This window comes from Methylobacterium sp. J-070, from assembly GCF_022829385.1.
GTDB lineage: Bacteria > Pseudomonadota > Alphaproteobacteria > Rhizobiales > Beijerinckiaceae > Methylobacterium.
Genome location: NZ_JAKSXX010000234.1, coordinates 1 through 25,198, shown reverse-complemented (window position 1 = coordinate 25,198; position 25,198 = coordinate 1). Strand labels below are relative to the sequence as shown.

Here is a 25,198-nt window from a genome sequence, read left to right as displayed (position 1 = left end):
CGCGAGGGCGGATGGCAGCGTCCAGGACGTGGACGGTGCGGAAGCGGGCGGGGAGACGGCCGGGCGATTGGCGCGCCCCCGGTGGATGGAGGCATGCGCGACCGCGCCGGCATCGATCCGCCCCCGCGCCGAGGTCGGCTGGCTGATGATGCTTGCCGTCTGCTCGGTATCGCGGTCGGGCATCGGCGCCCGGGAGGCCGGAGTCCTCCCCGGGGGCCGTCGTAGCGACCGCGCGTGCCGTGCCGGCCGGGGGTTCAGGATCGGCGCCGCCGCGACGCCCGCGTCGCGCGGTAGCGTCATCACGGGTATCGGGTCCACGCCCGGCTGCACGCCGTCCGGGCCGAGCGTCGCCACGCGTCCGGATGGCGGTGAGGCGGCAACCGGCGGCGGAGGCCGGACGACGATTTCGGTCGGGGCCGGTCCTTGAGCCGGTTTGGACGGCGCAAGCGGCGGAGCCGTCAGATCGGCCGGAGGGGTCCGCGCCGCGCCCGGCCCCGCCCGATCCGGCGATGACGACGGCCCGTCCAGACCGAGCGTCGCCATCGCGGCCGGCGCGGCCGAGGGCCCGCCGGCCTGACGTTCGGCGCCGTCGTCCCAGGCGGGCGGCTGCTCCTGCCCGAGACGCGCCGCATCGAGGGGTGCGCCGAGGAGCGGAAGGCGGGGATTGGCGCGTGGCGCCAGGACACCCGGCTGCGCTCCCGTATGCGCAGGGTTCGGATCCAGGAAGCTGCGGGGTCGGTCGGCCAGGGCGAAGGTCGCGGGATCGGGCGCCCGTGAGGCAGGCCCTGACAGATGCGGGACCTCGATCCACGACGGGAAGATGGCGGGCGATGAAGCCCCGACGGCCGTTCCGGGCGCCGGGCGGCGCGTCAGGGTCGGTGGAATCCAGCCCCCGCGATCGAGCCACGCTGCTCCGACGGCCAACAGCGCAAGTGTAGACAGGCAGGAGACGGAGATCGTCGTCCAGGACGACGGATATTCGTCGCGCCCGACAGCCGTGAGATGGCGGGCGACGCCGATGGGCTGCAGGTCGCCCACTTTGGCCGGACCGCGGTGCAACATTTGTAATGAACTGGGCTCGGCCAGAAACAGTTCAAGTGTGCGGCAATGTGGAATTGCCGGTCGCCAGTCGCGGTCAGAACCGGGCTTCGTCATTCGGAAGACTCGGCCGCGCCGAATCGCCGATCGCAGGTTGGCTCGCGGAGACAGCTCACGCGATCGTGTCGGGCCCGGTGCCCGATAGGCCCCCCTGCTCGTGGCGATCTGAAGCCAGTCGTTAAGGTTGTTCATGGCAGCATCGTGCGGAGCGATCGCGAGGAACGCGGATGGGACCGCTGCTGCGCTTGGCGGCTCAGTGTCACTTGGCCCGCACTTGGATCGCCCTCGGCGTCTTGGCACCTGTCGGGATGCTGGCGGCCTCCGGCCTGATGCTGTTCGACCTGCGCCAGGACGCGTGGGACAAGGCCCAGCAGACCTCCAGGAACCTCGTCCAGATCCTGGAGCGCGACATCGCTCGCAACCTCGAGATGTACGATCTCTCGTTGCGCGGCGTCATCGACAACCTGAAAGCGCCCGGGCTCGCGCAGGTCAGCCCCGAGCTCCGTCAACTCGTCCTGTTCGATCGCGCCGCGACGGCCCGCGACATGGGCGTGATGATCGTCACCGATGAGAACGGCGACAGCCTCATCGACGCGGGCGCGGTTCCGGCCCGCAAAGCCAACTACGCGGATCGCGCCTATTTCCAGGCGCACAAGGCGCAGAACAACCTGGGCCTCTACATCAGCGAGCCGTTGTTCTCACGTCTGCTCGGCAGCCGCATGATCGTGCTGAGCCGCCGCATCAACAAGGCGGACGGTACGTTCGGCGGGGTGGTCCTGGGCACCCTGAACCTGACCTACTTCACGCGTCTGTTCAGCCAGATCGACCTCGGCCGGCACGGGGCGATCAACCTGTATCTGCACGATGGCACGCGGATCATGCGCCACCCCTTCGTCGAGGGGGATATCGGGGCGAACATCGCCCAGGCCCCGACCTTTCAGGGCTTTCTGCGCGAGCACAGCGGCAGCTTCGTCCACTCCTCGGTCCGCGACGGCATTGAACGCTCTTACAGCTTCACGCGCGTCGGCGACCTGCCGATGATCCTGAACGTCGCCCTCTCGACGGACGACATCGAGGCCGAGTGGCGGGTGAAGGTGTTCGTCATCGGCGGGATCGTGCTGGTGCTGTGCGGCCTCACGATCGCGCTGTCGCTCCTGTTCGGGCGTGAGCTGCGCCGCCGTGAAGCGATACAGGCAGAACTCGCAAAGCTGTCCCTGACGGACGCGCTGACCGGGCTGCCGAACCGCCGCGCGTTCGAGGAGGCTTTCATTCGGGCCTCCGTGGGAGCGACGCGCTCGGGCAAGCCGCTCTCCCTGCTGATCGTCGATGCAGATCACTTCAAGCGCTTCAACGACCGCTACGGCCATCAGGTCGGGGACGCGGTGCTGCAAGGTCTGGCGCGCTGCCTTTCGGCCAGCGTCCATCGTCCCCACGACCTCGTCTGTCGGATCGGCGGTGAGGAATTCGCCATCCTCCTGCCGGACACCGACCAGGCCGGCGCCCTTCGCATCGCGGGAAAGGTCCACGCCGAGGTGTCCACGCTGGCCGTCAGATCGGCGGGTATCGGCGCGGGCGCGGTCACGGTGAGCACGGGGTTGGCGAGCCGCGTGCTGGTCGAGGGCGAACGCCCGGCGCTGGAAGATCTCTGCCGCCTTGCGGACGACGCGCTCTACGAAGCCAAGGCGGGCGGTCGCAACCAGACCCGCTGCGCGCCGCCGCAGCACGACGTTCCGGCGCCCCGACAGAAGCAAGGGCTCCAGGTCGTCGGCGCCTCGTAGGCTGTTGCGCGATCATCCGGCGCTGCATCGCGCTTCGTCGCAGCCCTGTCCGCGCCGCAGGCGACCTCTCGTCAGCAGCTACGGCCGGGATGGCGAATCATCGGGCCGCCTCCGCACGGCCGGATGCGCTTCCCGCGGATTGGAACCACAGACCACGCGACGGCGCGACCGCTGCAAGACTACCGTCCGGACCGGCTATGCAGAAAGCTGTGAATCAAGTCTGACAAATTGAATGTTCGATTGCCTTGGATAAATATCGGGTCTCATCATGTGGATCGATTGAGATTTATGAGCAGTTACGATGAAATACGTAGGTATCGTCTGCTACGTAGTCGCCGTGCTAAGTCTTTGCGCGCCGGCATCGGCGGGAAGTGGCAACGCACTCGCGGGTGGATGGAACAGCGACCTGACCGGAGCTGCGCGTCGCCCGGGCGCTGACGCACACCCCGCGAGCCGGGGCGGCGACACCGCGACGTCATCCGGAGGCGGTCTCGGGGAATCGTTTTTCGATCTCGGGTCCGGGGGTGGGGCGAGCCACGCTTCCGGGGGCGCCCCGTCGCCTGAGATCAATGCGCTGCTCGGCCTGCTCCTGGCCGGCGGCACCGTGGCGCTCCTCCGGCGGAGGACGGGCCGAGCCGGGTCAGACTCCTGACGGGCGGTTCGCTTATGGACGGATCCGCCGGGGAGCGGGCGGGTCGCCCGATCGGGGCGGCGCGGACCCGGGGCGCCCCCGGGCCTGATCGCGCCGCGCTGTACATCGTGCTGCTGTTCTCCTGCGGCACCTGCCTGTCGGCTGTCCTGCAGCGGCGCCTGCTCGAGAACCTCCCGTCCGCTCACAACGCCGTCGAATTGAGCGTGGGCGAGGCGTTCGGGCTTGCCGCCATCCTGTCGCTGGCCTTCGCCGGGTCGCGCGGGCGGCTGGTCCTGTCCGGCCTCGACATCGCCATCCTGATCGTCGCCGCCCTCGCGTGGTTCGTGCCGGAGCAGCACGGCATCTATCTCGCCATGACGCTCGCCGGCGGCTGGTTCGTCTCGAGGCGGCGCGCCGATCGAACCAGCGTCGACATCGGTCAGATCTGGCTCGCCCTGTCCGTCTACGAGCTCTGGGGCAAGCTTCTCTTCAAGCTCTGCTATCAGGTCATCGAAGTGGCCGAAGTCGGCATGATCTCCCTGGTGGGTCGCGGGTTCTACGGCCGGCTCCATGTGGATGGAGCGAGCCTCAGCGTTCGGGACGACTGGTCGATCGTGATCCTCGAGGGATGTTCGTCGTTCCACAATCTGTCGCTCACCGTTGTGATCTGGCTTTCCATCCTGAAGATCGCCGCGCATGGAGCGGACCGCGCCGCGTTTCGCGCTCTGGGTCTGAGCGCGTGCCTCGTGGTGGCGATCAACGTCGCACGCATCCTGGCGATGCTGCCGTCCCCCGCGTCCTACGCGTTCTGGCACGATGGCCTGGGATCCACCCTGGTCGCGCTGGGCTCCGTCCTGGCCGCCATCGTTCCGATCGCGCGCTCCGTGCAGGGACGCGCAGGCTGCCTCGGTGCGCAACTGCGATGACCGGCGCGCGCGGCGGCCTCTGCGTCCTGTGCCTGCTCCTGATCGCCTCGCTCGCCGTGCGGGTGCATGCCCATCGGCAGTCGCCGGGGATCGGCCGGATCGCGGCCCGGGACGTCTCCGGCGGCCTGATCGATCTGGGCGAGGATGCCTGGCTGCCGCGCTCCGACGCGGGGCGGCGCGCGGTGCCCCTCGGGAACTGCGCCAGGCCCGCCTCCGTCGAGTTGGTGCGGGTCGGCTTCTACGCGTCGGATCCGTCGAACGCCGGCACGCGGTCCAGCGGAGGTCGGGTCGTCTTCGTCTATCAGGGCCGAAGCCTCGCGGGCCGGTTGGTCACGGTCAGGCTCAACGCGATCTACTTCGCGCGTCGCGCATCCGTTCGGCTCGGGCTGAGCCCGAACAACGCGGCCGACGACTGGGCCGCGAAGGTCGTCCTGCCTGCGGGTTGCGATGCGTCGCCCGAAGACGCGGCGGCGGCCCTGCGCGTGGCCGTGCGTTCGCAGGGCTGAGAGAACGGCTACCCGGCGCCTGCACTTGCCCGCAGCGCCGAGCCGGTCTCAGACGCTGATGTCGACGACACGCTTCTGCAAGGCGGGACGGTCGGGACCGTCCTCCTGCGGCCGGCGGTCGGCGTCCTCGGACTCGGGCAGCGCCATCGTGACGGTGTGCAGGCCCGCCCTGTGCTCGATCGCGGCCTCGGCTCGCGCCGACTGGATCATTTCCGTCGCCTTCACCGCTCCGACGGCATTGATCGAGGTGGTGATCGTCATGGCTCGGCGCTCCTCACGGACGATCAGAGCACGGGATCGGTGATCGGGCGATTGCGGCGATACGATCAATCCGACGGATCGACGGCGCTCCGCCGCTCCGGGCGCTCGTCCGTCTGCCGTGTCGCCCCGATCCCGCGTGACCCGGCCCTCCGGACCCGTGCGGTCCTCGCCGGACCTGGAGCCGCCCGGACCTGGAGCCGCGGCCGCCCTGCGGGGTCAGGCGCCCGCGATCGGGCGTGCGACCCTCGGGCTCCGCCTGTTCGACGTCATCGGGCCCGCCGCCCCATCGCGACGCTCACCCGACAAACCTCACGCCGATCGTCCTGTCCTCGCGCCGCACCACTTCGCAATGATGGTCGAGGTTCAGCGCCGGAGCGATCAGACGAAATGCGTCCGGAAGCATGGCATGCGGTTCGACTTCGATGATCGCCCCGAATTCCTTGAACTCCCGGACGAGACAATCGCATCTCCTTTGGGGATCACCGAAAATTATCCGCGCAATCTTGAGCGCCGAAAAGTGCGGGTCTATTCTAGGACTTTTAATCACCGCGCGCCTCGGGCCTTCCGAATAATGAGGCTAATCCTAGACCGCGCGGGCCCGAATTTCACTGCCAATATTCGGCCCTTCACCGCGCTGCGCTCGACAGCGCGATGGCGGCATGCCACCCATGGACGACCGCGCGGTTCAGATGCCGAACTTCAACCCGATCTTCCGGCCCTCGCGCGACGTGACCTTGCAGAGCTTGTCCACGCACAGGGCCGCCGAGATCAGCCGCAGCTTCTCCGGGTAGGTCGCGTCCGAATCGACCTCGATCAGCGCGCCAGCCGAACTCAAATTCCATATCAGACAGCCGCGCCGCTCCCTCGGCTGACCGAAGTATATCTGTCCCGTCTTCAAGCCCGCCGTACGCAGGGCATCTTTTGCTTCATCAATCATTGTCCCACCTTTGCGCGCCCTAATTCAGATGATCCGCGGTGGAGATCAATCCGCAGCACTTACTTGGATGAGACGGGAAACCGCGTACGTGCGCGATCTCACGGGGCTTGCGGGGGGCGACCGCTCCGGGCGCGGCGGGCGTTGCGCAGCCCTGGTTTCCGAGCCTGCCGCGTTTCCAAGGCCGCCGGGACTGCGATAGGACGGGGGTGCGCGGCCGCCCGGCGAGCGGACCTTCAGCACACCGATGGGGATGCCATGGCGGCCAAGGACGAAGCGACATGGCGCGTCGGCGTCCTGTTCTCCCGCAGCGGCGTCAGCGGCATCACGGAGACCGAGCACTTCCTCGGCACCGCCCTGGCGATCGAGGAGATCAACACGGCCGGCGGCGTGCTCGGGCGGCCGATCGAACCCATCTGCTACGACCCGGCCGGCGACAACGACGCCTACCGCTCCTATGCCCGCCGGATGCTCGCCGACGACGGGGCCGAGGTGGTCTTCGGATGCTCGCTCTCGGCCAGCCGAAAGTCGGTGCTGTCCACCGTCGAGCGGCACAACGGCCTGCTCTGGTACCCGTCGATCTACGAGGGCTTCGAGTATTCGGAGAACATCATCTACACGGGCGCAACCCTCAACCAGAACGTCTTCGCCCTGGCCGATTACCTCCTGCAGGAGCAGGGCCCCCGCATCTTCCTGATCGGGTCCGACTACATCTACCCGCGCGAATCGAACCGGGTGATGCGCGACCTGATCGAGGCGAAGGGCGGCACCATCGTCGGCGAGCGCTACGCGCCCCTGGATGCCGACGACGCGGCCCATGGCGCGATGATCGCCGAGATCCGGCACGCGGCGCCGGACGCGGTGTTCTCCACCGTGGTCGGGCGCGGCGCCGAGCGGCTCTACCGGGCCTACGCGGCCTCGGGGATCGACCGGACGCGCTGCCCGATCGCCAGCCTGACCCTGGCGGAGGGGCAGATCCAGGCGATCGGCCCGGAGCTGTGCAGCAGCCACGTCCTGGCGGCCTCGTATTTCGCCGCGCTGGCGGGCGACGAGAACCGGCGCTTCCGGGCGGCCTTCCAGGCCCGGTTCGGGCCGGAGCGCCCGACCAGCATGTGGTCGGAGACCGCCTACGCGCAGGTGCATCTCTTCGCCCGCGCCCTCGCGGAGGCCGGAACCCTCGATGCCGAGCGCCTCGGCGCCGCGGCCCTGCGGCAGCGCCTCGCGGCCCCGGAGGGCGACCTCGCCTTCGACGGCGAGACACGGCACATCTGGCTCACCCCCGGCATCGGCGTCGCCCGCGCCGACGGGCAGTTCGACGTCGTCTGGCGGGCGCGCCGGCCGGTGCGGCCCGACCCGTACCTGGCCTGGTCCCGGTTCGAGACGAACTGGCTGGACGAGGGGATGGCCGCGTGACGGCGCCCGCCCGCAAGATCCTGGATGACCTGAGGCGGGCCCGCGCCCTCGTGATCCACCCGAGCGACGAGGAGGGGGCCGCGCTCCTGGAGCAGCTCCGGCGCCTCGGCTGCGCGGTCTCCCTCGTCTGGCCGCCGCCGGCCGCCCTGCCGCCGGACGTCGACACGCTGTTCATCCAGCTCGACGACGCGCAGGTGATGCACCTCCTGCCGTCGATCGAGGAGATCGAGCCCGCCGTCATCGCCATCGTGGCCTACGAGAGCCCGACGTCGCTGAAGGCGATCGCCGACGTCAACGCCCACGGCGTGCTGAACAAGCCGCTCCACCCGCGCGGGGTGCTGACCCAGTTCGCCCTGGCCCGCTACAGGCGCGGCTACGAGGGGCGGTTGACCAGCAAGATCAACCGCTTGGAGGAGACCATGAAGGGCCGCCGCACCGTCGAGAAGGCGGTCCGGCTGCTCGTGGAACTCAACCGGATCGACGAGGAGGCCGCCTACAGGATGCTCCGGGACCGCGCCACCGCCTCGCGCGTGCCGATGGCGAGCGTGGCCGAGAGCGTGGTCTCGGCCCACGAGGCGATGAGCGGCCTCGGCCTGCGCATCGCGTTGGCGGAAAGGACCTGATTGCAGCAGCCTGCCGCAAATAACGGCTTGCGGCCCGTCTTCAGGCGCGTATCGTAGTCTTACCGGGCAAGGTTGCCCCGCAGCAGGATTGCTGCATCACATCTCGGCTTTGAAGCCTCTGGTCCGCGGATGATGTCCGTGCCCAGGGGCTTTTTGCGTTTTGGAGCCTGCATGATCCAAGCGAATGATCCCGCACGCCCGCCTCTACGGGTGTCCTGCATCCAGTTCGAACCGCGCTTCGGTGCCGTCGCCGACAATATCGCGCGGGCGTCGGATCTGATCCGCGCCGCCGCGGCGCAGGGCAGCGGCCTGATCGTCCTGCCCGAGCTCGCCAGCACCGGCTACGTGTTCGAATCCGACGCGGAGGCGGCCGCCCTCGCCGAGCCGGTGCCGGAGGGGCCGACGACCCGGGCCTGGGCGGCGCTCGCGGCGGAACTCGGCGTGCACATCGTGGCCGGCATCGCCGAGCGCGCGGGCGACACCCTCTACAACGCCGCCGTGATCGTCGGGCCGCAGGGCTACATCGGCACCTACCGCAAGGCGCATCTCTGGGACCGGGAGAACGTGTTCTTCGCCCGGGGCGACCTGGGCTTCCCGGTCTTCGACACGGCGCTGGGCAGGATCGGGATCGCGATCTGCTACGACGGCTGGTTCCCCGAGACCTTCCGGCAGCTCGCCCTCGGGGGCGCCGAGATCGTCTGCATCCCCACCAACTGGGTGCCGATGCCCGACCAGCCCGCGGGCGAGGCCGCCATGGCCAACACCCTGCACCGGGCCGCCGCCCACACGAACGGGATCTTCATCGCCTGCGCCGACCGGGTCGGCGTCGAGCGCGGCCAGCCCTTCGAGGGGCAGAGCCTGATCATCGGACCGAAGGGCTGGCCGCTCGCCGGGCCGGCGAGCCGCGACCGGACCGAGACCCTCTCGGCCGTCGTCGACCTCGACGCGGCCGGCCGCAAGGACCTGAACGCCTTCAACTCGCTCCTGCGCGACCGCCGGACCGACATCTACGGCTGACCCCCTCCCCCGCCTCGTCTTCCCCAAGGAGCCCGTTCATGGTGACACGTTCTCTCATCGGCACCGCCGCCGCGCTCGTGCTCGCGGCCACGGCCGCGCAGGCCGCGGACGGCAAGCCGATCGTCATCGGCGTCCCGATCGGCCTGTCGGGCGCCAACAGCGTCGTCGCGCCCTCGGTGGTGCAGTCGGCCGAGCTCGCAGTCGAGGAGATCAACGCCAAGGGCGGCGTGCTCGGACGCAAGCTCGCCCTGGAGGTGGCCGACGACGCCTCCGGCGCGGCCGGCGCCCAGAAGGCCTTCGACGGGCTGATCTACCAGAAGAAGGTCGACGTCCTGATCTCCATGGAGACGAGCGCGGCCCGCAACGCCGGCCTGCCCGCCGTCACCAAGGGCCGCGTGCCGTACATCTACACCTCGTTCTACGAGGGGCATTCCTGCAACAAGAACCTGTTCGTGGATGCCTGGGTGCCGGAGCAGCAGGTGCCGCCGGTGGTCGACGCCTTCAAGGCCAAGGGCGCCAAGACCTACTTCCTGATCGGCAGCGACTACGCCTTCGGCCGCGGCATGCTGGCCTTCGCCAGGAGCTACGCCGAGAAGACCGGCGGCAAGGTGGTGGGCGAGGAATACCTGCCGATGGACGGCAGCGACTGGACCGCGATCATCTCCAAGCTGAAGGAGGCCAAGCCCGACGCGCTGATCACCTCGACCGCGGGGGGCGCGCCGAACGTCACGCTCACCAAGCAGCTGCGCGGCGCCGGGGTGTCGCTGCCCTTCGCCAACCTCGCCCTGGACGAGGGCACCGCCAAGAGCATGGGCGCGGACGCCGAGGGCGTCTACCTCTCGGCCTCCTACGTGACCGGAATCGACAGCCCGGAGAACAAGGCCTTCCTGGCCGCCATGAAGAAGAAGTTCGGCGCCGAGCTGCGGACGCCCAACGATCTCTCGGTGCCGGAATACGAGGCGATCTACCTCTACAAGGCCGCCGTCGAGAAGGCCGGGGGCACCGAGACCGCCAAGGTGCTGGAGGCGCTGCCCACCGTGAGTGTGACCGGGCCGCGCGGCACGATCCGCATGAGCAAGCAGCACCACGCGCCCCTGACCATGTATCTCGGCCAGATCCAGGCGGACGGCACGGTCAAGGTCGCCGGCACCTTCAAGGACGTCGATCCCGGCGAGCAGTGCCCGAAGCTGCCGTGAGGGGCGGGCGCATCGCACAGATCCATACCCGTCGTGAGACGGGCGTACCGGCGGCCCTCCCTCCCCCCGCAGAGGGGGGAGGGAGGGCGCGTCGTCACCGCCGGCGCCTCTTCCTATCCCGCTATCCCGTGATGACACGCACCCGGAAACCCCGATGCTGCTCACCCTCGACATCCTGACGACGGCGGCGATCCTGTTCATCGTCGCGATCGGCCTGCTGGCGATCTTCGGCGTCCTGAAGATCATCAACTTCGCCCACGGGGCCTGGCTGACGGTCGGCGCCTACTGCGCCTTGGTGACGGCCAGGCTCGGGCTCAATCCCTGGGCGGCGCTGCCGCTGGCCTTCGTGGTCGGCGCGGCGCTCGGCGGCCTGGCGGAGCACTTCATCATCCGCCCCCTCTATCGCAGGCCGCTGGACGCGATCCTCGCCACCTGGGGGCTCGGGATCGTCGTCGGCCAGCTCATCACCCTGGCGTTCGGCCGCGACGTCCAGCTCACCCCGAACCTCTTCTCGGGCACCGTCGCATTCCTCGGCATCGACTATTCGGCCTACCGGCTCGTGGCGCTGGGCATCGCCCTCGTCATCGGGATCCTGTTCGCGCTCACCATCGAGCGGACGCGGCTCGGCCTGTCGGCCCGGGCGGTGATCATGAACGAGACCCTGGCCCGCAGCCTCGGCATCGATACGGGCCGCGTGCGCCTCGTGGTGTTCATGATCGGCGCGGGCCTCGCGGCGCTGGCGGGCGTCCTCCTGACGCCGCTGACCAGCGTCGATCCCAACATGGGGGTGAGCTGGCTGATCGGCGCCTTCATGCTGGTGATGGTCGCCGACGCGTCCTTCCTGGCCCTGGCGGCGGCCTGCCTGGTCTTCGGGGCCGCGCAGGTCCTGATCAGCACCTTCATCAGCCCGATCCTGGGCAGCATCGCCGTCGCGGTGCTCGCGGCCCTCGTCCTGCGCGTCAGCCCGAAAGGTTTCTCCCGTGCTTGACACGATCCCCGCCGCGGCGCGCACCGCCCCTTCAGCGCCGCGCCTCGCCCGGGCCGCGCCCCTCGTGGTCGCGGCGGTGGCGGCCGCGGCGCTCTGGATCGCCCCCGCCTTCCTCGACACCTTCGCGGTCAACGTGCTGACCCGCTCGATGATCTACGCGGTGCTCGCCGTCACGGTGGACCTGCTCTGGGGCTTCGCCGGCATCCTCACCTTCGGCCAGGCCGCCTTCTTCGGCGTCGGCGCCTACGCCACCGCGATGATCCTGGGAGCCGTCGGGGCGACCCCGCTGGGGATCGCGGCCGGCATCGCCACCGCCGTCGCGGCGCCGGCCCTGCTCGGCCTCGCGGTGGGGTGGCTGTCCTTCTACCACCGCTCGACGCCGCTCTACGCCTCGGTGATCTCGCTGGTCGTCCCGATCGTCGTGACGCAGCTGATCTACTCGGGGGGCGAATGGACCGGCTCCAGCAGCGGCCTCGTCGGGTTCGACGTGCTGCCCCTGGAGATCGAGGGCTATTTCCGCCTCGCGGCGTTGGTCCTGGTCGCCGTCACGCTGGCGGCCTGGATCCTGGTCCGGTCGGATGCCGGGCGCGCCCTCGTGGCCCTGCGGGACAACGAGGCGCGCTGCGCCTATCTCGGCCTCAATCCCCGGCGCCTGCAGATCCTCCTGACCGCGGCGCTCGCCGGCGTGGCCGGGCTCGCGGGGTTCCTGTTCGCCAACGCGTCGGGCGTGGTCGCCCCCGAGAATGCCGGCTTCCTGTTCGGCACCGAACTGGTGATCTGGGTGGCGCTCGGCGGCCGCGGCACCCTGCTCGGCCCGGTGCTCGGCACCATCGCCATCGACTACCTCGCGGCCAACCTGTCGGGCGACCTGCCCTTCCTCTGGCAGCTCCTGCTGGGGACGGCCTTCGTGGCGATCATCATCCTGCTGCCGGGCGGCCTCGCCGACCTCGTCGGCCGGCTGTGGCGGGCGCTGCCGGTCGGAGGCGGGGAGCGCGCCGCCCCCGCCCTGGTGGCGCGGGAGACCGACGCCGCCGCGGTCGCGACGGATGCCCCGATCCTCAAGGTGGAGGGCCTCGCCAAGGCCTATGGCAGCCTGACCGTGCTGGAGGCCATCGACCTGGAGATCCGGGCGGGCGAGCTCGTCAGCCTCGTCGGCCCCAACGGCGCCGGCAAGACCACGCTGATGCGCTGCCTCAGCGACGGCACCGAGCCCTTCACCGGCGCCATCGCCGTCGGCGGGACGGCGATCACCGGGCTGACCCCGAACCGGATCGTCGGGCTCGGGGTCGGGCGCAAGTTCCAGGTGGCGAGCGTGTTCGAGAGCCTGTCGGTGGCCGACTGCCTGCGGCTCGCCCGGGCCCCCCATGACGGGCTGAACCCGGTCGGCCGGGACCCGACCCTGGGCCTGCCGCAGGCCGCCCTCGACGTCCTGCGGATGACCGGCCTCGACGGCCTGCTGACGCAGCCCGCGCGCCTCCTGTCCCACGGCCAGAAGCAGGCGCTGGAACTCGCCATGGTGGTGGCGCTGGAGCCGCGGCTGATCCTCCTCGACGAGCCCACCGCCGGCCTGACCAAGGCGGAGCGCACCACCATCGGGACCGTCCTCAAGGCGCTCACCGCCGGGCGCCGGATCGCCGCCGTGCTGGTCGAGCACGACCTCGACTTCGTGCGGGAGATCTCGTCCCGGATCGTGGTGCTGCATCAGGGCCGCTTGGTCCTCGACGGCACGGTGGAGGCGGTGGTCGGCTCCGAACTGGTCCGGACCATCTATTCGGGAGGCGCCCATGGCTGAGGCCGCGCAACGCACCGGGCCGGCGGGGGCCGCCCTCGCCCTCGAGACCGTCTCGAGCGGCTACGGCGCCGTCTCGATCGTGACGGGCGTCTCCCTCTCGGTGGGGGCCGGCGAGATCGTCGCCCTTCTCGGCAAGAACGGCATGGGCAAGACCACCCTGCTCAAGACCATCCTGGGGATGGTGGCCCTGCGCGGCGGCCGGATCACCATCGGCGGGCAGGCGCTCTCCGGCCTGTCCCCCGCCAGGCTCGTGGCGCTCGGCGTCGGCTACGCCCCCCAGGAGCAGCCGCTGTTCCAGGACCTGTCGATCCGCGACAACCTGCGCCTGGCGGTCCCGTCCGACCGCCACCTGCCCGACGCGCTGGAGCGCCTGTTCGGCCACTTCCCGTTCCTGAAGGACAGGCTCGCCCAGCGCGCCGGGACGCTCTCGGGGGGCGAGCAGAAGATGCTGATCCTCGGCCGCGCCCTGATGCTGCGCCCGCGCCTCCTCCTGATCGACGAGATCTCCGAGGGCGTGCAGCCCTCGATGGTCGAGCGCCTGCGCACCGTGCTCCTGGCGGAGCGGGCGACGGGCCTGTCCATGCTGGTGGTGGAGCAGCACGTCGCCTTCGCGCTGGGCCTCGCCGACCGCTACGCCGTGCTCAAGCTCGGCGAGATCGTCGATAGCGGTTCCGCCAAGGCCGCGGACGCGCAGGCCCGCGTCATCGACCACCTCGCGGTGTGAGGCGTGATGGAACTCAACACCTTCTCGATCGCCGCCCGCTGTCCCCGGACCGGTCAGCTCGGCGTCGCGGTGGCGAGCGCCGTCCCGGCGGTGGGCGGCCTGTGCCCGTACCTCCGGGCGGGGATCGGGGCCGTCACCACCCAGTCCTGGGTGAACCCCTACCTCGCCCTGCGCATCCTCGACGGGCTCGCCGGGGGGCGGCCGCCCGACGCGGCCCTCGCGGCGGCGCTCGGGACCGACGACCGGCCGGATCTGCGCCAGATCGGGCTGGTGGATGCGGGCGGGGCGGCCGCTGCCTGGACCGGCGCCGGATGCACGGCGGAGGCCGGGCACCGCACCGGGACGGGCTACGCCGTGCAGGGCAACATGCTGGCCGCCCCCGGCGTGATCGACGCCATGGCCCGCGCCTTCGAGGACGCCGCCGCCTGCGACCTCGACGAACGGCTGATGCGCGCCCTCGAGGCCGGCGACGCCGCGGGCGGCGACCGGCGCGGCAAGCAATCGGCGGCGCTCAGAATCGTCGCCCGCGAGGACTACCCGTGCCTCGACCTGCGCGTCGACGAGCATGCCGACCCGGTCGCCGAACTGCGGCGGATCCTCGCCGTGGCCCGGCGCCAGCTCGTGCCCTTCGTGGCCGGGATGCCGCGGAAGGACGGTCCGGCCGGCGCGCTGCCGGAGGACGTCGCGGCGATGCTCCTCCGGCCGCCCGCGGAGCGGCCCGGGGCGGCGGCGGCGCCCGACCCGCTGCACGACATCGTCGGCCTGCCCCCGGAGGCGGCCGGACGCATCGCGCACCTGCGGGCGCAGTTCGCCCCGGTCCTGGCGGAGATCCGGACCCTGCGCGACCTCGACCTCGCGCCGGTCCATCCCCCGGTCGTCTTCGACCCGAGCCTTCCCTATCGCCGGAAGCCCCATGACTGACGCCGTCTGGTCCCTGCCGATCACCGAGCTCGCCCGGCGGATCGCGGCGCGGGAGCTGTCGAGCGTCGAGCTCGTCGGCGCCTGCCTGGACCGGATCGGGCGCCTCGACGGCGACCTCCGGAGCTTCGTGTGCCTGTCGTCCACGGCCCTCGACGCGGCGCGGGCGGCGGATGCGGAGATCGCCCGGACGGGACCGCGGGGGCCGCTCCACGGCATCCCGATCGGCATCAAGGACAACTACACGACCGCCGACCTGCCGACCCGGGCGGGCACGTCGGTGGAGGCCCTGACCTTCCCGCGAGAGGACAGCCACGGCGTGGCGAGGCTGCGGGCGGCCGGCGCGGTGATCCTCGGCAAGCTGCGGATGCACGAATTCGCCTGGGGCATGGTCACCCCGCCGACGCGCAACCCCTGGGACCTCGCGCGGGTGCCCGGCGGCTCCAGCGGCGGCTCGGGGGCGGCGGTGGCGGCCCGGCTCTGTCCCGCGGCGCTCGGCTCGGACACGGGCGGCTCCATCCGCATCCCGGCGGCCCTCTGCGGCGTCGTGGGCCTCAAGCCGACCTACGGGCGGATCGGCCGCTCGGGGATCGTCCCGCATTCCTGGTCCCTCGACCATGCCGGGCCGCTGACCCTGACGGTGGCGGATGCGGCGCTCCTGCTCCAGGTCCTGGCGGGCCCCGACCCGGCCGACCCCGCCGCCGCCGCGGCCCCCGTGCCGGACTACACGGCCGGGCTCGGCGCGCCGGTCGGCGGATTGCGGGTCGCGGTGATCCGCAACCACTTCTTCGAGGCGGTCGACGCGGACGTCGCCGCGGCGGTGGAGGATGCGATCGGCTTCTTCGCCGGGCAGGGCTGTCCGGTGCGGGACGTCACTCTGCCCGCCCTGCGCTACGGGCTCGGCGCCATCTACGCCATCGAGCTGGCCTCCTCCACGGCCTACCACGACCGCAACCTCCGAGAGGGCCACGTGGCGGGCTTCGCCGAGGACGTCCGGGACCTCGTGGAGATGGGCCGGTTCGTGACCGGTCCGGACTATCTGCGGGCCGAGCAGGCCCGGGGGCTGATCATGGCCGAGATGGCCGCCGCGCTGGAGGACGCGGACGTGATCATCACCCCCGCCGCGCCGCTGACCGCGTGGCGGACCGACGAGGCGTCGGTCACGCTCGCGGGGCGGCGGGAGAGCGTCCTCGCGGCATCCTGGCGCCTCACCTATCCGTTCAACCTGACCGGGCTGCCCGCCATCGCGCTGCCCTGCGGCTTCGACCGGCGCGGCCTGCCGATCAGCCTGCAAATCGCCGCCCGGCCCTTCGCCGAGGCCATGCTCCTCCGGTTCGCGAGCCGGTACGAGCAGGCACACGATTGGTGGCGCCAGGTCCCGCAATTCGCGCGGGCGCCGTAGCGGAGGCTTCCCGAGCCGCCGGGGGTGCTGTCGCGGCCTTCCCTTCGACGCCGCGGCGCCTGCTCCGGAACCCGCATCCGGCAGTCCTGAGCGTTTTTATCCAACGTGGATCAAGAAGCGCGGCGCCTTGGCGGTGGGGGTGGTGCAGAAGGCACCGTCGAGCCACACCCCCTTACCCCAGCCGCCCTCGGGCTCGACGGCCGCCCCGTCCCCCGTCGGATCCGCCGGCGTCCCGGCTCCCGCGCCGACGCGTCTTCGGGGACCGGTCTGCACTTGAATGCGAGACGCGGGTTCGCGAAAGAACCGCGCTGTCGAGGAGCCGTGCCGCGTGCCGCAAGGATCAGGAACCAGCGCGCCGGACGACGCGGAGCATGGACGCGGGCCTTCGGACGATGGCGACGGCGGGCGTTGGGACGTGACCGCCCCTGCGCCCCGCGGCGGCCCGACCGCGCTGCTCTTCGCCACCATGTTCCCGCAGGCCGCCGTGTCCATGCTCAGCCTCGCCCCGCCGGTCATGGCAGATCCGGTCGCGCGCAGCTTCGGCCTGCCCGCCGAGATCGCGGGCGCCTATTCGGGCCTCGTCTACGCCTTCGTCCTCGTGGGAAACCTGCTCGCCACGCCGCTGATCCGGCGCCATGGGCCGTTGCGGCTGAGCTTCGCCTGCGTCATCGGCGGCGCCCTGGGCCTCGCGATCTTTGCCGAAGCCGGGATCGCCGGCCTGCTGATCGGCGCCGTCCTGATCGGCCTGTGCTACGGACCCCTCACGCCCGCGAGCGCCCAGGCGATCGCCCATCAGGCGGGGTCGCCCGCCTTCGTCTTCATCGTCTCGGTCCGGCAGACCAGTGTGCCGCTCGGCGGCGTGCTGGCCGGGCTCCTCGTCCCGCCCCTGCTGGCGCGGCTCGGCTGGAACGGGACCTGCGCGACGCTGGCCGCCGGCAGCGCCGTCGCGGCGCTGGCGTTCGCGGCCGCCTCGCCCCTGGTCCGGAGCGAGCGCGCCGCCGGCGCACCGGCCCGGCCTCAACGTCTGCTCGATCCGCTGGCCCTGATCTTCCGCAACCCCGCGCTGCTGCGGCTGGCCGGCGCCTCGGCGATCTTCGGGGCGATCCAGCTCGTCCTGAGCGCCTTCCTGGTCACCTACCTCGTGCGCGTCGTCGGCCACGACCTGACCACCGCGGGCGCGCTCCTCTCGGCGAGCCAGGTGGCGGGCATCCTGGGGCGACCGGCCTGGGGCTTCGCGGCCGACCGTACGCGGGCCGCGCGCGGGGTGCTGGTCGGGCTGAGCCTCGGCATGGCGCTGAGCTGCATCCTCGCGGCCGCCCTCGCCCTCGTCGGCCCGTCCTGGCTGTCGCTGCCGGTGGTGCTGATCTTCGGCGCGACCGCCACGGGCTGGAACGGCGTCTTCCTGGCGGAGATCATGAGCGCGGTCGCGCCGGCGGAGGTGGGGGCGGCCACCAGCGGCGGCCTGCTGTTCACCTATGGCGGCATCGTGGCCGGTCCGGCGCTGTTCGGCGCGCTGGCGCACGCGGCCGGGTTCGGCGCCGCCTTCCTGACCCTGGCGCTCGGCGCGCTGATCGCGGCGCGGCTCGTGGGCACGGCGCCGCGACCGCGCCCCCGCTGACGGCCGATCCTCCGGGCGCCCGTGCCGGGGCCGTCGATGGAGGGGGCTCGTGCCGCGGCGCGGGCGGATCGGCCGTCGGATGCCGCCATGGCAACGCGGCCTGCCATCGGCGAACGGCCGCCGACTGCAGCGGGGCGGACGCGGCGCTTCCGGTCCCGTCGGCAGGCCGGGGGCGAACCTTCACCGTGCGGCGCCCTGGGCCTCGTCCGCGGCGCCGCGTCTGGCCGTCGTCCAGAAGGTTTCCGCCGTCCGCGACAGACGCAGCCGCGGGCGGAACAGCCGCGTCTCGATCGGGATCTCCCAGTCCGGTCCGCCGGCGGGAACCAGGTGTCCGTCGCGGAGGTCGGCCGCGACGAGGTTGTGCGGCGACCACGTCACCCCCTGGCCGTCGCGCGCCATCTCCACGAGCAGCATCGCCGGTCCGGTGAAGGTCGCGTGGAGAAACGGCGGCTGCTCCCAGGCGGACAGCGCGTTCGCCACGATGCGGCCGACACCCGATCCGGGATGATAGGTCAGGTGCGGCAGGGGCGCGCCGGCCCGCCCCGGGAGGCGGTAGCGCGGCGCCCCGGCGTCCGGGCCGGCAGGCGCGCTGACCGGCACGATCCGGTCGGCGCAGAGCCGGATCGACTGGAAGCGCGCCGGCGGAAGCCGGGTCGGGACCGCGGCATGGTAGTGGGCGAGCAGGAAGTGGACCTCGCCCGCGATGAGGAGGCGCTCGCAGGCTTCCATGTTGGCCGAGAAGAGCTGCAGCATGGCGCCGCGCTCCGCCCGGGCCTCGAGATCGCGGTACCAGTTCGGGAAGAACGTCTGCGACAGGTTGTGGGTGGCGGCGAACCGGAGGGTGCCGGTGGCGGCATGCGCCGCCTCCAGCGCCTCCTCGCGCCCGGCGGCGACGCGGCGCAGGATGTCCTCCGCGATTGGCCGGAACGCCGCCCCCGCCCGGGTGAGGATGACCGTGTGGGTGTTGCGCTCGAACAGGGGCGTCCCGATCCACGCCTCGAGCGCGCGGATCCGGCGGCTCAGCGCCGGCTGGGTGACGTGGCGGCGCGCGGCGGCGCGCGAGAAGCCGCCGGCCTCGATCACCGCCAGGAAGTCCTCCAGCCAGGGCAGTCCGACGTCCATGCGGGTCCGACATCATTTCATGCCGAGAAAGTATAACCGCGCCGATCGATCCCGGTTCATGAAGGAGGGCCAGCCGGGCAGGCGTCATGCCGCCATCGGACGACAAGATCCGGGTGCGGCGCCAGGGAGACGCAGTTGGACGCCACGCACGATCGGCTCGTGGCCGGCCACGGGGAGGCCGCCCAGGGAACGGGAGCCGGGACGCCGTTCTGGCGCAAGGCCTACGTCCTGGTCATCGCCGGCGCGGCGCTGGGCGCCCTCGTCGGCGCGGCGGCGCCGGAGACGGCGATCGCGCTGAAGCCCCTCGGCGACGTGTTCATCGCCCTGATCAAGATGACGATCGCGCCGTTGATCTTCCTCGTGGTGGTCGCCGGCATCGCGCAGGTCGGCGACATGCGCACGGTCGGGCGGATCGGGCTCAAGGCCTTCGTCTACTTCGAGGGCGCCACCACGCTCTGCCTTCTGTTCAGCCTCGCCGTGGTCCAGCTCGTGCGGCCGGGGGACGGGGTGGCGCCGGCCACCGCGGCACAGGCGCAGGCGAGCGCCAAGTTCGCCGGCGCGCACATGCAGTCGCTCTCCGCCTATCTCACCCACATGGTCCCCGAGAGCTTCGTCGGCGCCTTCGCGGGCGGCGAGGTCATCCAGGTGCTGATCCTCGCGGTCGTCACCGGCATCGGACTGGTGTCGCTCGGCGCCCGCGGCGAGCCGATCCGCGCCGGCATCGAGCGCCTCACCGCCCTGGTGTTCAGCGTCGTCCACGTGGTGGTGATGCTCGCGCCGATCGGGGCCTTCGGCGCGATGGCGTTCACGGTCGGCAAGTTCGGCACCGCGACGCTCTGGGCGCTCGGGCTCCTCGTGCTCACCGCCTGGGCGATGATGGCGTTCTTCGTCTTCGGCGTGCTCGGCCTCGTGCTGCGCCTCGTCGGCGTCCGGCTGTTCGACCTGCTGCGGCTGCTGCGCACCGAACTCGTCGTGGTGTTCGGCACCTCATCGTCGGAGACCGCGATCCCCGGCATGATGGAGAAGCTGCCGGCCGCCGGAATCGGGCGCGCGGTGACCGGGCTGGTGATCCCGTCGGGCTACTCGTTCAACCTCGACGGCGTGGCGCTCACCCTTCCGCTCTCGGTGCTGTTCATCGCCCAGGTCTACGGGGTCCCGATGGGCTTCGAGCAACAGCTCAGCCTGTTCGTGGTGATGCTGTTCACCAGCAAGGGCGCGGCCGGCGTCACGGGGGGTGCCTTCGCGGCCCTCGCCGCCACCGTGGTGGCGGGGGGCCTGCCGCCGGAGGGATTGGCGCTGCTCCTGGGCATCGACCGCTTCATGTCGCTCGGCCGCGCCCTCACCAACACCATCGGCAACGCCGTTGCCGCCATCGTCGTCGCGCAGTGGGACGGGGCCTTCGACGCGAAGGCCTGGGCCGCGCGCGAGACCGCCGCGACGCGACCGCCGCCCGCGCCAGGACGTGCTGAAGGAGTGAGCCATGCCTGAGATGCTTCCCGTCGTCGCCCTCGTGCCGGGCGACTGCACCGGCATCGGGCCGGAGCAGACGGCCCGCGTGCTGGCCGACCGCCGCATGGCGGACGTCGCCCGCCTCGTCGTGGTGGGCGATGCCCGGGTGATCGCGATGGGCATGCGGCAGGCGGGCGTCAGCTTCGAGCTCGCCGCGATCACCGCGCCGACGCAGGCCGACTGGTCCGGCCCGGCCGTGCCGATCATCGACCTCGCCAACACCGATCCCGGCCTGTTCCCGCCCGGCGTGGTCAGCGCGGAATCCGGCCGGCTGACCGGCGAGACGCTGGCCCGGGCCATCGACTTCGCGAAGGTCGGCGCGATCGACGCCATCACCTTCGCGCCCTTGAACAAGCGCGCGATGTTCGACGGCGGCTGGCGCTTCCCGGACGAGCACAAGATGTTCGCCCATCTCCTCGGCCACCGGACCTATTTTTCCGAGATGAACGTCCTCGACAACCAGTGGATGTCGCGGGTCACCGGCCACGTCAGCCTGAGGGAAGCGATCGGCCTGATCGACGCGCGCAGCATCACCGACGCGATCAGCCTCGCCGACACGATGATGCGCAAGGCGGGCATCGCCGCGCCGCGGATCGCGGTGGCGGCGCTCAACCCGCATGCGGGCGAGAACGGCCTGTTCGGCCGCGACGAGATCGAGCTGATCCGCCCGACCGTCGAGAAGGCGGCCCGGACCGGCATCGACTGCAAGGGTCCGTTCCCCGCCGACACGGTCTACATCCGGGCCTTCGCGGGCGAGTTCGACAGCGTGGTCGCGATGTACCACGACCAGGGGCAGATCGCCACGAAGCTCAAGGGCTTCAACCGCGGCGTGACGGTGACGGCCGGCCTCGAGACGGTGTTCACGACGCCCTCCCACGGCACCGCCTTCGACATCGTCGGGCAGGGGATCGCCAAGACCGGCGCCCTGGAGAGCGCCATCGCCCTCGCCGCCCGGCTCGTGGCCGCCGGGGCGTCGCACAAGGCGGCGGCCGCCTGAGCACAGGCCGCCACCCCGGCGACGCGCGCCGGGAACCGGAGGAGACGGGGCGATGACGCAGAGGCTCAACCGCAAGCAGTTCCTGGCCGGCCTGTCGGCGCTGGGCGCCGGTGCGGCCCTCGCCGGTTCGGGCCGGCGCGGGGCCGTGGCGGCGGAGCGGTCCGCGCCCTTCGGCGCGACGGAAGAGGCCGCGGATTTCGTCGTCGCGGCCCGGTACGCGGATCTGCCGCCCGATCTGATCGCGCTGGGCAAGAAGCACATCCTCGACGCCATCGGCCTCGCCATCGCCGGGGAGCGGGCCGAATCCGGACCGATCGTGCGGCGCTACCTCGGCGATCTCGGCGTCCTCGGCGGGCCTTCGACGATCCTCGGCACCGGCCTGCGTGCCGGCCCGCGCTTCGCCGCCTTCGCCAACGGCGTGGCCATCCACGCGGACGATTTCGACGACACCCAGCTCGCCGTCGCCAAGGACCGGGTCTACGGCCTGCTGACCCACCCGACGGTGCCGACGCTGCCGGCGGCGCTCGCGGTCTCGGAATCGCTCGGCAAGTCCGGGCGCGACTTCATGCTCGCCTATCACCTCGGGCTCGAGGTGACGACCAAGCTCGCCGAGGCGATCGCGCCGCGCTCCTACGAGAGCGGCTTCCACGCGACCAGCATGTGCGGCGTGTTCGGGTCCGCCGTCTGTGCCGGCAAGCTGCACGGGCTCGACGCCGGGCGCCTGCGCAACGCCTTCGGCACGGCCGGCGCGGAAGCGTCCGGGCTCCGGGAGAATTTCGGCACCATGACCAAGCCGTTCCAGGCCGGCCACGGCGCCGAGGCCGGCATCGTCGCCGTCGACCTCGCGGCCCTGGGCTGGACGGCGGCCGAGGACATCTTCGAGGCCAAGCGCGGGTTCTTCGCGGCCTTCGGGGGCGGCTGGGATCCGGGCGCGATGGTCGGTCGATTGGGCAAGCCGTGGTCGCTGCTCAGCCCCGGCGTGTCGATCAAGCCCTATCCGTCCGGCTCGCTCACCCACCCGGCGATGGACGTGATGGCGGGGCTGATCGCCCAGCACGGCCTCCGGGCGCAGGACGTGGCCCAGGTCCGGGTCGGCACCAACCGGCAGATGCTGAACACGCTGATCCACCACAGGCCGACGACCGGCCTCCAGGCGAAGTTCAGCATGGAATACTGCATGGCCGTGCTCCTCGTGCTGGGCAAAGCCGGCCTCGGGCAGTTCCAGGACGACGTCGTCGGCCGGCCCGATCTGCGCGACATGGTCGGGCGCGTCGACTTCTACAACAATCCCGAGGCGGACGCGGCCGGCGCCGACAAGATGCGCAGCTATGTCGAGGTCCGGCTCGCGGACGGCCGGGTGTTCACCGGTCAGGGCGATTTCGCCACCGGCAGCCCGCAGAAGCCGATGAGCTTCGACGACGCCGCGCGCAAGTTCCAGGGCTGCGCCGAGTTCGCCGAGCTGCCCCGGAGCAAGGCCGATCGGATCGTGGCCGCCGTCCAGAACCTGGAGGCGGTCGCCGACATGCGCACGGTCTTCGCCGGGCTGTTCGCCTGACGCCCCGGCCGGGAGCGTCCGAGGCGCCGTTCACGCACCGACGCGGGCGTCGAAGGAGGGACCACCATGGACGAGGCGAAGCGGCGCTTGCTCAAGCTCGGCGCGATCGGCGCGCTCCTCCCCGCGGGCCGGGCCCTGGGGGCGTCGGTGCCGCCCGCTCCGTCCCCCGAGGCGGCGATGCCGGTCCTCGAACCGTTCGGACCCGAGCTGATGCGCGGGTTCCGCCGGCAGCGGATCCGGACCTCCGGCGCCGAGATCAACGTGGCCGTCGCCGGGAACGGGCCGCCGCTGCTCCTGATCCACGGCAACCCGCTGACGCTGGTGAGCTGGCACAAGATCGCGCCGACCCTCGCCAGGACGTTCACCGTCGTGGCGGTCGATCTGCGCGGCTACGGCGACAGCTCGAAGCCCGACGGCGGCCCCGACCACGCCGGCTATACGTTCCGCGCCATGGGGCGGGACAATTTCGAGGTCATGACCGCGCTGGGTTTCGACAGGTTCGCGGTCGCCGGGCATGATCGCGGGGCGCGGGTGGCCTTCCGCATGGCCCTCGACGAGCCGGGGCGCATCACCCGCCTCGCCTCGCTCGACATCATCCCGACCTACAACCTGCTCCAGACCATCACCCTCGGCTGGGCGATGGAATCGTATCACTGGTTCTTCATGGCGCAGAAGGCGCCGTTTCCCGAGACGCTGATCGGCGCCGACCTGAGCTATTACATCCACTACAAGCTCGACAAGGTCGGCGTCGGGCTGGACATCTTCACGCCCGAAGCCTTCGCGGAATACGCGCGCTGCACGACGCGCGAGCAGATCCACGCCGTGTGCGAGGATTACCGCGCGGCCGTGTCGCTCGACTACGCGATGGATGCGGCGGATTTCGAGGCCGGCCGCAAGATCGCCTGCCCCGTGCTGATCCTGTGGGGGGCCAACGGCCATGTCGGCCGGCACCTCCACTCGCTGGAGGCGTGGTCGGCCTGGGCGCCCGATCTGCGCGGCTGGGCGATCCCGAGCGGTCACTATCTCGCGGAGCATCGACCGGACCTGGTCTACGCCGCCTTCTGGCCGTTCTTCGCCGGCCGTGAGCCGAAGCCCTACCACGACCTGTGAGACCCCGCCGGATCGCCCGCCCGGGGGACGGCACCGGGCGCGAGGCGGAGCGTCGCTCCGGCGGACGAGACCTGCGCCGGCACGCGAACGTCGCGTCCGCGCGCGCACGCTCGTCCCGCCCCGCTCACGCCGGTCGGGACGGGCATGCGCGGTCGACGACGCGCTCTGACGGTCGCGGCCCCTATCCGGGGATCACGTCCGGCGCCCGGGTGCGGGATGCAAGGAACGCCACGCCCACATCGCTCGCGCGCCGCCACGCGACGCGGACCGCGTAGGGCTTCGGATCGGGGCCGATGCGAAGACTGAACATCCGCGGGATGGCCACCCCGGCGGGGAAGCTCAGACAGGCGCCGATATTCGAGACGTTGATCACCAGGCACGCCACCTCGGCGACCGTGCTCGGGAAGGCGGCATGCCCCGACAGGGCGACCTTGGCCCTGAGCTTCGCGCGGCGCTCCTCCATGGCGTTGTCCCTCGTGAAGGCGGATCGGCGTGACTGTGCCGGAACCGCCTTAAGGCTTTATCCTGCCCGGTCGCCGCGGCGGCAGGACAGGCCCCTGAATTGATCCCCAACCCGCGGCCGAACGCGTATTGCTGCGCTGCCTCTCACTACGTAGAAAATCAACACTCGGTATTCGGAGGTTCGCTCGCGCATTGAGCTGTGGCGAGGGGGATATGTCGAGCGTCATGGTCCTCCTCTCCGGCTGGCTGACCATCGCGGCCGCCGCGGTCTGCCTCGCCCCGCCGGCGTGGGCCCAGAGCCCCCTGCCGGGATCCGGGCGGTTCGCTCCGGCCCCCGACAGCCGGAGCGCGCCGGAGCCGGCGCCGCCCCCGAACGCCGGTCCGCCGGCGCCGCCCCGGACGCCGAACGGCGAGGCCGGCCGGGAGACCGGTCCGAACCGGGCGGCGGCGGAGAAGACCGAGGTGCGGTTCGGCCTGGTCGCGCCGTTCTCGGGTGCGAACAAGGAGTTCGGTCATCAGCTCGCGATCGGCATCGAGTCGGCGTTCAATGCGGTGAACGAGGCCGGGGGGATCGGTGCCTATCGCCTCAAGCTCGTCACCGCCGACGACGGATACGAG

22 protein-coding genes and 1 pseudogene are annotated in these 25,198 nt (G+C 71.5%); 18 read left to right on the top strand and 5 right to left on the bottom strand.

The genetic code is table 11. The features are described from left to right. Window positions 1-1,155 (bottom strand): annotated as a pseudogene (locus tag MKL01_RS24905) (hypothetical protein); the annotation flags it as partial. Between the two features lie 170 nt (window positions 1,156-1,325). Between MKL01_RS24905 and MKL01_RS24900 the strand changes: the two are divergent. The 3 genes from MKL01_RS24900 to MKL01_RS24890 all read left to right on the top strand — a co-directional run bounded on the left by MKL01_RS24900 (window position 1,326) and on the right by MKL01_RS24890 (window position 4,939). Continuing rightward, window positions 1,326-2,876 carry a sensor domain-containing diguanylate cyclase gene (locus MKL01_RS24900; RefSeq protein WP_243907850.1) on the top strand — a complete coding sequence of 517 codons (1,551 nt, stop codon included), beginning with the start codon at window positions 1,326-1,328 and terminating at the stop codon, window positions 2,874-2,876. 666 nt (window positions 2,877-3,542) lie between these two features. Continuing rightward, complete coding sequence (locus MKL01_RS24895) at window positions 3,543-4,433, top strand: hypothetical protein (RefSeq protein WP_243907849.1); 891 nt, start codon at window positions 3,543-3,545, stop codon at window positions 4,431-4,433. Beyond that, on the top strand, window positions 4,430-4,939 hold the full coding sequence (locus MKL01_RS24890) for a hypothetical protein (RefSeq protein ID WP_243907848.1): 510 nt from the start codon (window positions 4,430-4,432) through the stop codon (window positions 4,937-4,939). Before MKL01_RS24895 ends, MKL01_RS24890 begins: the two co-directional genes overlap by 4 nt. A 48-nt stretch (window positions 4,940-4,987) precedes the next feature. On the opposite strand, the gene MKL01_RS24885 is transcribed toward MKL01_RS24890, so the two are convergent. Further along, window positions 4,988-5,200 carry a hypothetical protein gene (locus MKL01_RS24885; RefSeq protein ID WP_243907847.1) on the bottom strand — a complete coding sequence of 71 codons (213 nt, stop codon included), beginning with the start codon at window positions 5,198-5,200 and terminating at the stop codon, window positions 4,988-4,990. Between the two features lie 685 nt (window positions 5,201-5,885). After that, window positions 5,886-6,035, bottom strand: a complete 150-nt coding sequence (locus MKL01_RS24880; protein WP_243907846.1) for a hypothetical protein — start codon at window positions 6,033-6,035, stop codon at window positions 5,886-5,888. Between the two features lie 357 nt (window positions 6,036-6,392). On the opposite strand from MKL01_RS24880, the gene MKL01_RS24875 reads away from it, so the two are divergent. From MKL01_RS24875 to MKL01_RS24830, 10 genes are all read left to right on the top strand, one after another. Beyond that, window positions 6,393-7,547: a transporter substrate-binding domain-containing protein gene (locus tag MKL01_RS24875; protein ID WP_243907845.1), complete on the top strand. Its 1,155-nt coding sequence runs from the start codon at window positions 6,393-6,395 to the stop codon at window positions 7,545-7,547. Then, complete coding sequence (locus tag MKL01_RS24870; RefSeq protein ID WP_243907844.1) at window positions 7,544-8,170, top strand: ANTAR domain-containing response regulator; 627 nt, start codon at window positions 7,544-7,546, stop codon at window positions 8,168-8,170. Before MKL01_RS24875 ends, MKL01_RS24870 begins: the two co-directional genes overlap by 4 nt. Before the next feature lie 171 nt (window positions 8,171-8,341). Continuing rightward, on the top strand, window positions 8,342-9,187 hold the full coding sequence (locus tag MKL01_RS24865; RefSeq protein WP_243907843.1) for a nitrilase family protein: 846 nt from the start codon (window positions 8,342-8,344) through the stop codon (window positions 9,185-9,187). 38 nt (window positions 9,188-9,225) lie between these two features. Next, window positions 9,226-10,383, top strand: a complete 1,158-nt coding sequence (locus tag MKL01_RS24860; protein WP_243907842.1) for a substrate-binding protein — start codon at window positions 9,226-9,228, stop codon at window positions 10,381-10,383. 154 nt (window positions 10,384-10,537) lie between these two features. Continuing rightward, window positions 10,538-11,371, top strand: coding sequence for a branched-chain amino acid ABC transporter permease (locus tag MKL01_RS24855; RefSeq protein ID WP_243907841.1), 834 nt, complete (start codon window positions 10,538-10,540; stop codon window positions 11,369-11,371). Next, window positions 11,364-13,163 carry an ABC transporter permease subunit gene (locus MKL01_RS24850; protein ID WP_243907840.1) on the top strand — a complete coding sequence of 600 codons (1,800 nt, stop codon included), beginning with the start codon at window positions 11,364-11,366 and terminating at the stop codon, window positions 13,161-13,163. Before MKL01_RS24855 ends, MKL01_RS24850 begins: the two co-directional genes overlap by 8 nt. Further along, window positions 13,156-13,887, top strand: a complete 732-nt coding sequence (locus MKL01_RS24845) for an ABC transporter ATP-binding protein (RefSeq protein ID WP_243907839.1) — start codon at window positions 13,156-13,158, stop codon at window positions 13,885-13,887. The genes MKL01_RS24850 and MKL01_RS24845 overlap by 8 nt, the downstream gene beginning before the upstream one ends. A gap of 6 nt (window positions 13,888-13,893) precedes the next feature. Next, window positions 13,894-14,808 carry a DUF1028 domain-containing protein gene (locus MKL01_RS24840; RefSeq protein WP_243907838.1) on the top strand — a complete coding sequence of 305 codons (915 nt, stop codon included), beginning with the start codon at window positions 13,894-13,896 and terminating at the stop codon, window positions 14,806-14,808. Beyond that, window positions 14,801-16,207 carry an amidase gene (locus tag MKL01_RS24835; RefSeq protein ID WP_243907837.1) on the top strand — a complete coding sequence of 469 codons (1,407 nt, stop codon included), beginning with the start codon at window positions 14,801-14,803 and terminating at the stop codon, window positions 16,205-16,207. The genes MKL01_RS24840 and MKL01_RS24835 overlap by 8 nt, the downstream gene beginning before the upstream one ends. Window positions 16,208-16,622: 415 nt before the next feature. After that, entirely contained in the window at window positions 16,623-17,825 is a 1,203-nt protein-coding gene (locus MKL01_RS24830) for an MFS transporter (RefSeq protein ID WP_243907836.1), read from the top strand. Window positions 17,826-18,005: 180 nt separating this feature from the next. Here the strand turns inward: MKL01_RS24830 and MKL01_RS24825 are convergent, their stop codons facing one another. Then, window positions 18,006-18,947 (bottom strand): LysR family transcriptional regulator, encoded by a 942-nt coding sequence (locus tag MKL01_RS24825; RefSeq protein WP_243907835.1) that lies wholly within the window; start codon window positions 18,945-18,947, stop codon window positions 18,006-18,008. A 135-nt stretch (window positions 18,948-19,082) separates the two neighbouring features. On the opposite strand from MKL01_RS24825, the gene MKL01_RS24820 reads away from it, so the two are divergent. The 4 genes from MKL01_RS24820 to MKL01_RS24805 all read left to right on the top strand — a co-directional run bounded on the left by MKL01_RS24820 (window position 19,083) and on the right by MKL01_RS24805 (window position 24,118). Next, window positions 19,083-20,435 (top strand): cation:dicarboxylate symporter family transporter, encoded by a 1,353-nt coding sequence (locus MKL01_RS24820; RefSeq protein WP_243907834.1) that lies wholly within the window; start codon window positions 19,083-19,085, stop codon window positions 20,433-20,435. Then, window positions 20,428-21,453 (top strand): PdxA family protein, encoded by a 1,026-nt coding sequence (locus tag MKL01_RS24815; protein ID WP_243907833.1) that lies wholly within the window; start codon window positions 20,428-20,430, stop codon window positions 21,451-21,453. The genes MKL01_RS24820 and MKL01_RS24815 overlap by 8 nt, the downstream gene beginning before the upstream one ends. A gap of 52 nt (window positions 21,454-21,505) precedes the next feature. Then, window positions 21,506-23,008 (top strand): MmgE/PrpD family protein, encoded by a 1,503-nt coding sequence (locus MKL01_RS24810; RefSeq protein ID WP_243907832.1) that lies wholly within the window; start codon window positions 21,506-21,508, stop codon window positions 23,006-23,008. Window positions 23,009-23,074: 66 nt separating this feature from the next. Next, window positions 23,075-24,118 carry an alpha/beta fold hydrolase gene (locus MKL01_RS24805; RefSeq protein WP_243907831.1) on the top strand — a complete coding sequence of 348 codons (1,044 nt, stop codon included), beginning with the start codon at window positions 23,075-23,077 and terminating at the stop codon, window positions 24,116-24,118. Window positions 24,119-24,299: 181 nt separating this feature from the next. Here MKL01_RS24805 and MKL01_RS24800 read toward each other — a convergent pair whose 3' ends face one another. Beyond that, window positions 24,300-24,581, bottom strand: a complete 282-nt coding sequence (locus MKL01_RS24800; RefSeq protein WP_243907830.1) for a PilZ domain-containing protein — start codon at window positions 24,579-24,581, stop codon at window positions 24,300-24,302. 212 nt (window positions 24,582-24,793) lie between these two features. Here MKL01_RS24800 and MKL01_RS24795 point away from each other — a divergent pair. Beyond that, on the top strand, window positions 24,794-25,198 hold a 405-nt coding region (locus MKL01_RS24795; RefSeq protein ID WP_243907829.1), incomplete at its 3' end, for an ABC transporter substrate-binding protein.

Excerpts from the sequence above, each read along its gene's own strand:
- MKL01_RS24900 (WP_243907850.1), top strand. The coding sequence starts at position 1,326 with ATGGGACCGCTGCTGCGCTTGGCGGCTCAGTGTCACTTGGCCCGCACT.
- MKL01_RS24895 (WP_243907849.1), top strand. The coding sequence starts at position 3,543 with ATGGACGGATCCGCCGGGGAGCGGGCGGGTCGCCCGATCGGGGCGGCG.
- MKL01_RS24890 (WP_243907848.1), top strand. The coding sequence starts at position 4,430 with ATGACCGGCGCGCGCGGCGGCCTCTGCGTCCTGTGCCTGCTCCTGATC.
- MKL01_RS24885 (WP_243907847.1), bottom strand. The coding sequence starts at position 5,200 with ATGACGATCACCACCTCGATCAATGCCGTCGGAGCGGTGAAGGCGACG.
- MKL01_RS24875 (WP_243907845.1), top strand. The coding sequence starts at position 6,393 with ATGGCGGCCAAGGACGAAGCGACATGGCGCGTCGGCGTCCTGTTCTCC.
- MKL01_RS24865 (WP_243907843.1), top strand. The coding sequence starts at position 8,342 with ATGATCCAAGCGAATGATCCCGCACGCCCGCCTCTACGGGTGTCCTGC.
- MKL01_RS24860 (WP_243907842.1), top strand. The coding sequence starts at position 9,226 with ATGGTGACACGTTCTCTCATCGGCACCGCCGCCGCGCTCGTGCTCGCG.
- MKL01_RS24855 (WP_243907841.1), top strand. The coding sequence starts at position 10,538 with ATGCTGCTCACCCTCGACATCCTGACGACGGCGGCGATCCTGTTCATC.
- MKL01_RS24845 (WP_243907839.1), top strand. The coding sequence starts at position 13,156 with ATGGCTGAGGCCGCGCAACGCACCGGGCCGGCGGGGGCCGCCCTCGCC.
- MKL01_RS24840 (WP_243907838.1), top strand. The coding sequence starts at position 13,894 with ATGGAACTCAACACCTTCTCGATCGCCGCCCGCTGTCCCCGGACCGGT.
- MKL01_RS24835 (WP_243907837.1), top strand. The coding sequence starts at position 14,801 with ATGACTGACGCCGTCTGGTCCCTGCCGATCACCGAGCTCGCCCGGCGG.
- MKL01_RS24825 (WP_243907835.1), bottom strand. The coding sequence starts at position 18,947 with ATGGACGTCGGACTGCCCTGGCTGGAGGACTTCCTGGCGGTGATCGAG.
- MKL01_RS24815 (WP_243907833.1), top strand. The coding sequence starts at position 20,428 with ATGCCTGAGATGCTTCCCGTCGTCGCCCTCGTGCCGGGCGACTGCACC.
- MKL01_RS24810 (WP_243907832.1), top strand. The coding sequence starts at position 21,506 with ATGACGCAGAGGCTCAACCGCAAGCAGTTCCTGGCCGGCCTGTCGGCG.
- MKL01_RS24805 (WP_243907831.1), top strand. The coding sequence starts at position 23,075 with ATGGACGAGGCGAAGCGGCGCTTGCTCAAGCTCGGCGCGATCGGCGCG.
- MKL01_RS24800 (WP_243907830.1), bottom strand. The coding sequence starts at position 24,581 with ATGGAGGAGCGCCGCGCGAAGCTCAGGGCCAAGGTCGCCCTGTCGGGG.